Below are 10254 nucleotides of genomic sequence, written 5' to 3' on the forward strand. Positions count from 1 at the left end.
ACCAGTACACTTACCAACAACTTTGCCCTGATTCGCTAGGGGCTCTTCAGTGTGAAAAAAGCCGTGAAAAGCCAACGACCTGTAAACCTAGACCTAAGGACCATCAAGCTCCCTGTCACCGCGTACACGTCCATTCTGCACCGTATCTCCGGCGTCATCCTGTTCATCGGCCTTGCCATCATGCTTTACGCATTGGGCAAATCGCTGGGTTCCGAGGAAGGCTTCGGTGAGGTGAAGGCGTGTCTGACCAGCCCGCTGGCCAAGTTCGTGACCTGGGGCCTGCTATCCGCCTTGCTGTATCACCTGGTGGCAGGTGTTCGCCACCTGATCATGGACATGGGCATCGGTGAGACGCTGGAAGGCGGCAAACTGGGCTCGAAAATCGTGATTGTCATCTCCGTGGTGCTGATCGTTCTGGTGGGAGTTTGGGTATGGTAACCAATGTCACGAACCTGTCGCGTTCGGGCCTCTATGACTGGATGGCGCAGCGCGTATCTGCGGTCGTTCTCGCGGCTTACTTCATCTTCCTGATCGGCTACGTGGTCGCCCACCCAGGCATCGACTACACCCAGTGGCATGGTCTGTTCTCCAACAACGCGATGCGGATCTTCAGTCTGCTGGCCCTCGTTGCCCTGGGCGCTCACGCCTGGGTCGGCATGTGGACCATTGCGACCGACTACCTGACGCCAATGTCGTTCGGCAAGTCGGCAACTGCGATTCGTTTCCTGTTCCAGGCGGTATGCGGCGTTGCGATGTTCGCTTACTTCGTCTGGGGTGTGCAGATTCTCTGGGGTATCTGATCCATGGCTAGCATTCCAACCATTTCCTTCGACGCCATCATCATCGGTGGCGGCGGCGCCGGCATGCGCGCAGCGCTGCAACTGGCTCAAGGCGGCCACAAGACCGCCGTAGTCACCAAGGTCTTCCCGACCCGTTCGCACACTGTATCCGCCCAGGGCGGCATCACCTGCGCCATCGCTTCGGCCGACCCGAACGACGACTGGCGCTGGCACATGTACGATACCGTCAAGGGCTCCGACTACATCGGTGACCAGGACGCTATCGAATACATGTGTCAGGAAGGCCCGGCTGCGGTCTTCGAACTGGACCACATGGGTCTGCCGTTCTCGCGTACCGAAACCGGCCGTATCTACCAGCGTCCGTTCGGTGGCCAGTCCAAGGACTTCGGTAAAGGTGGCCAGGCCGCCCGTACCTGTGCCGCTTCCGACCGTACCGGTCACGCGCTGCTGCACACCCTGTACCAGGGCAACCTGAAAGCCGGTACCACCTTCCTCAACGAGTACTATGCCGTTGACCTGGTGAAGAACCAGGAAGGCGCTTTTGTCGGTGTGATCGCGATCTGCATCGAAACCGGCGAAACCATGTACATCAAGTCCAAGGCCACCGTTCTGGCCACTGGCGGTGCAGGCCGTATCTACGCCTCCACCACCAACGCCCTGATCAATACCGGTGACGGTATCGGCATGGCCCTGCGTGCCGGTGTACCGGTGCAGGACATCGAGATGTGGCAGTTCCACCCGACCGGCATCGCCGGCGCCGGTGTACTGGTCACCGAAGGTTGCCGCGGTGAAGGTGGTTACCTGATCAACGCCCACGGCGAGCGCTTCATGGAGCGTTACGCGCCGAACGCGAAAGACCTGGCCGGCCGCGACGTGGTTGCCCGTTCCATGGTCAAGGAAATCATCGCCGGCAACGGCGTGGGCCCGAACAAGGACCACGTACTGCTGAAGCTGGACCACCTGGGCGAGGAAGTGCTGCACAGCCGCCTGCCAGGTATCTGCGAACTGTCCAAGACCTTCGCCCACGTCGACCCTGTGGTCGCGCCGGTGCCGGTCGTTCCGACCTGCCACTACATGATGGGCGGCGTTGCCACCAACATTCATGGCCAGGCCATCACCATGGACGAAGAAGGCAAGGATCACATCATCCCTGGCTTGTTCGCAGTAGGTGAAGTGGCGTGCGTATCGGTTCACGGTGCCAACCGCCTGGGCGGCAACTCGCTGCTCGACCTGGTGGTGTTCGGCCGTGCTGCCGGCCTGCACCTGGAGAAGGCGCTGAGCGACGGCATCGAGCACCTCGACGCCAGCGACACCGACATCGATGTTGCCCTGAACCGCCTGAACAAGCTCAACGAGCGCTCCACTGGCGAAGACGTTGCCAGCCTCAAGCGCGAACTGCAGAGCTGCATGCAGAACTACTTCGGTGTATTCCGTACCGGCGAATACATGCAGAAGGGTATCGAGCAGTTGGCCGGCCTGCGTGACCGCATCGCCAACGTCAAGATCAACGACAAGTCCCAGGCCTTCAACACCGCGCGTATCGAAGCGCTGGAGCTGCAGAACCTGCTGGAAGTCGCCGAAGCTACCGCCATCGCGGCCGAAGCCCGTAAAGAGTCCCGCGGCGCTCACGCCCGTGAAGACTTCGAAGACCGTGACGACGAAAACTGGCTGTGCCACACCCTGTACTACCCGGGTGAGAAGCGCGTTGCCAAGCGTGGCGTCAACTTTGCGCCGAAGACCGTACCGGCCTTCGAACCAAAAATCCGGACTTACTAAGGGTGGCTGCTATGTTGAAAGTCGAAGTTTATCGCTACAACCCCGACACCGACTCGGCGCCCAAGATGGAGTCGTTCGACGTCGATACCGGCGGCAAGGACCTGATGGTTCTCGATGTGTTGGCACTGATCAAGGAAAAGGACGAGGGTTTCTCGTACCGTCGCTCCTGCCGTGAAGGTGTGTGCGGTTCCGATGGCATGAACATGAACGGCAAGAACGGTCTGGCCTGCATCACCCCGCTGTCGGGTGTGGTCAAGGGCAACAAGCTGATTCTGCGCCCGCTGCCAGGCCTGCCGGTCATTCGTGACCTGGTGGTCGACATGAGCATCTTCTACAAGCAGTACGAGAAGGTGAAGCCGTTCCTGCAGAACGACACCCCGGCGCCGGCCATCGAGCGCCTGCAGTCGCCGGAAGACCGCGACAAGCTGGACGGTCTGTACGAGTGCATCCTGTGCGCTTGCTGCTCGACTTCCTGCCCGTCGTTCTGGTGGAACCCGGACAAGTTCCTGGGTCCGGCCGCTCTGCTGCAGGCTTACCGCTTCCTGGCCGACAGCCGCGACACCAAGACTCAGGAGCGCCTGGCGTCCCTGGATGACCCGTTCAGCGTATTCCGCTGCCGCGGGATCATGAACTGCGTAAACGTTTGCCCGAAAGGTCTGAACCCGACCAAGGCAATCGGTCACGTACGTAACATGCTGCTGCAAAGCGGCACCTGATACAAAGTGTTGTACCTGCAGTAAGCCGAGGTGCGGGTGGTGAGCCCGCACTGAGGTAAAACCCGAGCAAGGGCCCACAAAGCCCGCGCTCATTACCTATGAAGATATGAGACCAGCAGGGGCTTTCCGGGCTGGTACCCGGAAAATCAGCAGGATCCAAGTGGCGTGGTTCAGTCGCTTTATTCGGACTTTTCCAGGTTTGCTGTGGCTCTCGCCGATCAGTCCCCTAATCGAGGGTGACCAAGCATGCAAGAAAGCGTGATGCAGCGCATGTGGGAAAGCGCCCACCTCTCAGGTGGTAACGCTGCATATGTGGAAGAGCTCTACGAGCTCTACCTGCACGACCCTAACGCTGTGCCAGAAGAGTGGCGCACCTACTTCCAGAAGTTGCCCGCCGACGGCAGCACCGCTACCGATGTATCGCACTCGACAATCCGCGACCATTTCGTACTGCTGGCAAAGAACCAGCGCCGCGCCCAACCGGTATCTGCCGGGAGCGTGAGCAGTGAACACGAGAAGAAGCAGGTTGAAGTTCTGCGACTGATCCAGGCCTATCGTATGCGCGGCCATCAGGCTGCCAAGCTCGACCCGTTGGGGTTGTGGCAGCGCCCTGCGCCCGTAGACCTGTCGATCAATCACTACGGCTTGACCAATGCCGATCTTGATACGACCTTCCGTGCCGGCGACCTGTTCATCGGCAAAGAGGAGGCGAGCCTACGCGACATCGTCGATGCACTCCAGAAGACATATTGTCGCACCATTGGCGCCGAATTTACCCACATCGTCGACTCCGAGCAGCGCAGCTGGTTCCAGCAGCGCCTCGAAAGCGTGCGCGGCCGTCCGGAGTTTTCCGCCGACGTGCAGACCCACCTGCTCGAGCGCGTGACCGCCGGTGAGGGCCTTGAGAAGTACCTGGGCACCAAGTACCCAGGCACCAAGCGCTTCGGCCTTGAAGGTGGCGAGAGCCTGATCCCGATGCTGGACGAAATGATCCAGCGTTGCGGCTCCTACGGCACCAAGGAAGTCGTCATCGGCATGGCCCACCGGGGCCGTCTGAACGTGCTGGTGAACACCTTCGGCAAGAACCCGCGCGAGCTGTTCGACGAGTTCGAAGGCAAGAAGATGAACGAGCTGGGCTCCGGTGACGTGAAGTATCACCAGGGCTTCTCCTCGAACGTGATGACCACCGGTGGCGAAGTGCACCTGGCCATGGCGTTCAACCCGTCCCACCTGGAAATCGTTTCGCCAGTGGTCGAGGGTTCGGTGCGCGCCCGTCAGGACCGCCGCAACGACACCGTTGGCGACAAGGTGCTGCCGATCTCGATCCACGGCGACGCTGCGTTCGCTGGCCAGGGCGTGGTCATGGAAACCTTCCAGATGTCGCAGACCCGCGGTTTCAAGACCGGCGGTACCGTGCACATCGTGATCAACAACCAGGTCGGTTTCACCATCAGCAACCCGCTGGACGCGCGCTCCACCGAGTACGCCACCGACGTTGCCAAGATGATCCAGGCGCCGATCCTGCACGTCAACGGCGATGACCCGGAAGCCGTGCTGTTCGTGACCCAGCTGGCCATCGATTACCGCATGCAGTTCAAGCGTGACGTGGTCATCGACCTGGTCTGCTACCGTCGTCGCGGCCACAACGAGGCTGACGAGCCGAACGGCACCCAGCCCCTGATGTACCAGCAGATCAGCAAGCAGCGCACCACCCGTGAACTGTATGCCGAGGCACTGATCAAGGCCGGGCGCATCGACGCCGACCGCGCCCAGGCCAAGATCGACGAGTACCGCAACGCGCTGGACAATGGCCTGCACGTTGTAAAAAGCCTGGTCAAGGAGCCGAACCGCGAGCTGTTCGTCGACTGGCGTCCGTACCTGGGCCATGCCTGGACCGCGCGTCACGACACCCGCTTCGACCTCAAGACCCTGCAGGACCTGTCGGCCAAGCTGCTCGAGCTGCCTGAAGGCTTTGTCGTCCAGCGCCAGGTATCGAAGATCTACGAAGACCGTCAGAAGATGCAGGCCGGTGGCTTGCCGATCAACTGGGGTTATGCAGAGACCATGGCCTACGCCACCCTGCAGTTCGAAGGTCACCCGATCCGCATGACCGGCCAGGACATCGGCCGTGGCACCTTCTCGCACCGCCATGCGGTATTGCACAACCAGAAGGACGCCAGCACCTATATTCCGTTGCAGAACCTGTTCCCGGGCCAGCCACGTTTCGACCTGTACGATTCGTTCCTGTCCGAGGAAGCGGTACTGGCCTTCGAATACGGCTACTCGACCACCACGCCGAACGCGCTGGTGATCTGGGAAGCCCAGTTCGGTGACTTCGCCAACGGTGCGCAAGTGGTGATCGACCAGTTCATCACCAGCGGCGAGCACAAATGGGGCCGCCTGTGCGGTCTGACCATGCTGCTGCCACACGGTTATGAAGGTCAGGGCCCGGAGCACTCCTCTGCGCGTCTGGAGCGTTACCTGCAGCTGTGCGCCGAGCACAACATCCAGGTGTGCGTACCGACCACCCCGGCACAGATCTACCACCTGCTGCGTCGCCAGGTGATCCGCCCGCTGCGCAAGCCGCTGGTGGTGCTGACGCCGAAGTCGCTGCTGCGCCACAAGCTGGCCATCTCGACCCTGGAAGACCTGGCCGAAGGCTCGTTCCAGACCGTGATCCCGGAAATCGACGCGATCGATCCGGCCAAGGTCGAGCGCCTGGTGCTGTGCAGTGGCAAGGTCTACTACGACCTGCTGGAAAAACGCCGTGCCGAAGGCCGCGAGGACATCGCCATCCTGCGTCTCGAGCAGCTGTACCCGTTCCCGGAGGACGACCTGGTCGAAATCCTGGGTCAATACAGCAACCTCAAGCACGCCGTATGGTGCCAGGAAGAGCCGATGAACCAGGGCGCCTGGTACAGCAGCCAGCACCACATGCGCCGTATCCTGGGCCGCCACAACAAGGCACTGGTCCTGGAATACGCCGGCCGAGACGCTTCTGCCGCGCCAGCCTGTGGTTACGCTTCGAAGCACGCCGAACAGCAGGAAAAACTGCTGCAAGACGCCTTCACTGTCTAACACCTTCGCGCACCTGAAACCGAATTTAAGGAAACACAGATAATGGCTATCGAGATCAAAGCCCCAACCTTCCCGGAATCGGTTGCCGATGGCACCGTTGCCACCTGGCACAAGAAGCCGGGCGAAGCCGTCAAGCGTGACGAGCTGATCGTCGACATCGAGACCGACAAGGTCGTCCTGGAAGTACTGGCTACCGCTGATGGCGTGATGGGCGACATCGTCAAGGGCGAGGGCGATACCGTCCTGTCCGACGAAGTACTGGGTTCGATCGTTGAAGGCGCTGCCGCTGCTGCTGCCCCAGCTGCAGCCCCGGCCGCTGCTGCCCCGGCTGGCGCTGCTGCCGACGCTGGCGAAGACGACCCGGTTGCCGCCCCGGCCGCGCGCAAGCTGGCTGAAGAAAACGGCATCGACCTGGCTACCGTGGCCGGTACCGGCAAAGGTGGTCGCATCACCAAGGAAGACGTGGTTGCTGCAGTCGCCAACAAGAAGTCCGCGCCTGCCGCGGCTCCTGCTGCCAAGCCTGCCGCTGCCGCTGCAGCCCCGGTTGTGACCGCCGCTGGCGACCGCACCGAGAAGCGCGTGCCAATGACCCGCCTGCGCGCCAAGATCGCCGAGCGCCTGGTCGAAGCCCAGTCGAACATGGCCATGCTGACCACCTTCAACGAAGTCGACATGACCGAAGTCATGGCCCTGCGTTCGAAGTACAAGGACCTGTTCGAGAAGACCCACAACGGCGTGCGCCTGGGCTTCATGTCGTTCTTCGTCAAGGCCGCCACCGAAGCGCTGAAGCGTTTCCCGGCAGTCAACGCCTCGATCGACGGCAACGACATTGTCTACCACGGCTTCGCCGACGTCGGCGTTGCCGTATCCAGCGACCGTGGCCTGGTGGTACCGGTACTGCGTAACGCCGAGTCGATGAGCCTGGCTGAAATCGAGAACGGCATCGCCACCTTCGGCAAGAAGGCCCGTGACGGCAAGCTGTCGATCGAGGAAATGACCGGCGGCACCTTCACCATCACCAACGGTGGTACCTTCGGTTCGATGATGTCGACCCCGATCGTCAACCCGCCGCAGGCCGCCATTCTCGGCATGCACAACATCATCCAGCGCCCGATGGCCATCAATGGCCAGGTCGTGATCCGTCCGATGATGTACCTGGCGCTGTCGTACGATCACCGCCTGATCGACGGCAAGGAAGCGGTAACCTTCCTGGTCACCATCAAGAACCTGCTGGAAGATCCGTCTCGCCTGCTGCTGGACATCTAATCAAACAGCCACAAGTTGCAAGCTGCAAGCTTCAAGTAGAAGCGTGTAGGCTTGCAGCTTTTGGCTTGTAGCTTGTTGCTGATAAGGAATCTTTTATGACCCAGAAATTCGACGTAGTGGTGATTGGTGCAGGTCCTGGCGGCTATGTAGCTGCCATCAAGGCCGCCCAACTTGGTCTGAAGACTGCCTGTATCGAAAAATACACCGACGGCGAGGGCAAGCTGGCCCTGGGCGGCACCTGCCTTAACGTAGGTTGCATCCCGTCCAAGGCGCTGCTGGACAGCTCCTGGAAGTACAAGGAAGCCAAAGAGAGCTTCAACGTGCACGGTATCTCCACTGGCGAAGTGAAGATGGACGTGGCCGCGATGGTTGGCCGCAAGGCTGGCATCGTCAAGAACCTGACCGGCGGCGTTGCCACCCTGTTCAAGGCCAATGGCGTTACTTCGATCCAGGGCCACGGCAAACTGCTGGCCAACAAGAAAGTCGAAGTGACCAAGGCTGACGGCACCACCGAAGTCATCGAAGCCGACAACGTGATCCTGGCTTCCGGCTCGCGTCCGATCGACATTCCGCCGGCTCCGGTCGACCAGAACGTCATCGTCGACTCCACCGGCGCCCTGGAATTCCAGACCGTACCGAAGCGCCTGGGCGTTATCGGCGCCGGCGTCATCGGCCTGGAGCTGGGCTCGGTGTGGGCTCGCCTGGGTGCTGAAGTCACCGTCCTGGAAGCCCTGGACACCTTCCTGATGGCTGCCGACACCGCCGTGTCGAAAGAAGCCCAGAAGACCCTGACCAAGCAAGGCCTGGACATCAAGCTGGGTGCGCGCGTCACCGGCTCGAAAGTCAACGGCGACGAAGTCGAAGTCACCTACACCAACGCCGAAGGCGAGCAGAAGATTACCTTCGACAAGCTGATCGTTGCGGTCGGCCGTCGCCCGGTGACCACCGACCTGCTGGCTTCGGACAGCGGCGTGACCATCGATGAGCGTGGCTACATCTTCGTCGACGATCACTGCGCCACCAGCGTGCCGGGCGTGTTCGCCATCGGTGACGTGGTACGCGGCATGATGCTGGCCCACAAGGCCTCGGAAGAGGGCATCATGGTGGTTGAGCGCATCAAGGGCCACAAGGCCCAGATGAACTACGACCTGATCCCTTCGGTTATCTACACCCACCCGGAAATCGCATGGGTCGGCAAGACCGAACAGTCCTTGAAGGCCGAGGGTGTTGAGGTTAACGTAGGCACCTTCCCGTTCGCTGCCAGCGGCCGTGCGATGGCGGCCAACGACACCGGTGGTTTCGTCAAGGTCATCGCCGATGCCAAGACTGACCGCGTTCTGGGTGTACACGTGATTGGCCCATCGGCTGCCGAACTGGTGCAGCAGGGCGCAATCGCAATGGAATTCGGCACCAGTGCCGAGGACCTGGGCATGATGGTCTTCAGCCATCCAACCCTGTCCGAAGCGTTGCATGAAGCAGCGCTGGCGGTGAATGGCGGCGCCATTCACGTGGCCAACCGTAAGAAGCGTTAATTATAAGAAACCACGGCGGGCTGCCCGTCGTGAGTCTTGCGTGCATGACTCACCGCGGAAAGTCCGCCGGACCGGATCACACGGGAAAACCCGGGGTCAACGGTCACAGGTGGTGCGGCGCCAGTAATGGCGCAGCGCCGAAGCGCAGTACCTAACGAAGACGGTAAAAAGCATGAATCTTCACGAGTATCAGGGTAAGCAGCTGTTCGCTGAATACGGCCTGCCAGTTTCCAAGGGTTTCGCAGTCGACACCCCTGAAGCTGCAGCAGAAGCCTGCGACAAGATCGGCGGGAACGAGTGGGTTGTCAAAGCCCAGGTTCACGCAGGTGGTCGCGGCAAGGCGGGCGGCGTCAAGCTGGTTCGCAGCAAGGAAGACGCCAAGGCGTTCGCTGCGCAATGGTTGGGCAAGCGCCTGGTAACCTACCAGACCGACGCCAACGGTCAGCCAGTGACCAAGATCCTGGTCGAATCCTGCACTGACATCGCCAAAGAGCTGTACCTGGGCGCTGTAGTCGATCGCTCGAGCCGCCGTATCGTGTTCATGGCCTCCACCGAAGGTGGCGTGGACATCGAGAAAGTCGCTCACGAAACTCCTGAGAAGATCATCAAGGCTACTATCGATCCACTGGTCGGCGCTCAGCCGTTCCAGGGTCGTGAACTGGCATTCCAGCTGGGTCTGGAAGGCAAGCAGGTTGCACAGTTCGCCAAGATTTTCGTAGGCCTGGCCAAGCTGTTCAAAGAACACGACCTCGCCCTGCTCGAAGTCAACCCGCTGGTCATCAAGGCCGACGGCGACCTGCACTGCCTGGATGCGAAGATCAACATCGACGCAAACGCCATGTACCGTCAGCCCAAGCTGAAAACCTTCCACGACCCGTCGCAGGACGATCCTCGTGAAGCCCACGCTGCCAGCTTCGAGCTGAACTACGTGGCGCTGGAAGGCAACATCGGCTGCATGGTCAACGGTGCCGGCCTGGCCATGGGTACCATGGACATCGTCAACCTGCATGGCGGCAAGCCAGCCAACTTCCTCGACGTTGGCGGTGGTGCTACCAAAGAGCGCGTTACCGAAGCGTTCAAGATCAT

General features: G+C 60.9%; 8 protein-coding genes. All 8 read left to right on the forward strand.

The features are described from left to right. Positions 1–51: 51 nt before the first annotated feature. Positions 52–438, forward strand: coding sequence for a succinate dehydrogenase, cytochrome b556 subunit (gene sdhC / locus HP547_RS22975; RefSeq protein ID WP_008091902.1), 387 nt, complete (start codon positions 52–54; stop codon positions 436–438). Further along, the gene (gene sdhD / locus HP547_RS22980) at positions 432–800 is read left to right on the forward strand and encodes a succinate dehydrogenase, hydrophobic membrane anchor protein (protein ID WP_008091903.1); all 369 of its coding nucleotides are present in this window, start codon (positions 432–434) and stop codon (positions 798–800) included. The genes sdhC and sdhD overlap by 7 nt, the downstream gene beginning before the upstream one ends. Positions 801–803: 3 nt before the next feature. Further along, a complete protein-coding gene (gene sdhA / locus HP547_RS22985) occupies positions 804–2576 on the forward strand; it encodes a succinate dehydrogenase flavoprotein subunit (RefSeq protein ID WP_172287553.1) in 1773 nt (590 codons plus the stop codon). An 11-nt stretch (positions 2577–2587) separates the two neighbouring features. After that, a complete protein-coding gene (locus HP547_RS22990) occupies positions 2588–3292 on the forward strand; it encodes a succinate dehydrogenase iron-sulfur subunit (RefSeq protein ID WP_172231853.1) in 705 nt (234 codons plus the stop codon). Between the two features lie 246 nt (positions 3293–3538). Continuing rightward, on the forward strand, positions 3539–6370 hold the full coding sequence (locus tag HP547_RS22995; protein WP_172231856.1) for a 2-oxoglutarate dehydrogenase E1 component: 2832 nt from the start codon (positions 3539–3541) through the stop codon (positions 6368–6370). A gap of 42 nt (positions 6371–6412) precedes the next feature. Further along, entirely contained in the window at positions 6413–7636 is a 1224-nt protein-coding gene (gene odhB, locus HP547_RS23000; protein ID WP_172287555.1) for a 2-oxoglutarate dehydrogenase complex dihydrolipoyllysine-residue succinyltransferase, read from the forward strand. A gap of 95 nt (positions 7637–7731) precedes the next feature. Next, positions 7732–9168, forward strand: a complete 1437-nt coding sequence (lpdA, locus tag HP547_RS23005; RefSeq protein WP_172287557.1) for a dihydrolipoyl dehydrogenase — start codon at positions 7732–7734, stop codon at positions 9166–9168. A gap of 172 nt (positions 9169–9340) precedes the next feature. Further along, positions 9341–10254 (forward strand): ADP-forming succinate--CoA ligase subunit beta (gene sucC, locus HP547_RS23010; protein WP_172287559.1); only part of this gene is annotated, 914 nt, incomplete at its 3' end.

This window comes from Pseudomonas sp. CM27 (genome assembly GCF_013179515.1).
Lineage (GTDB): Bacteria > Pseudomonadota > Gammaproteobacteria > Pseudomonadales > Pseudomonadaceae > Aquipseudomonas.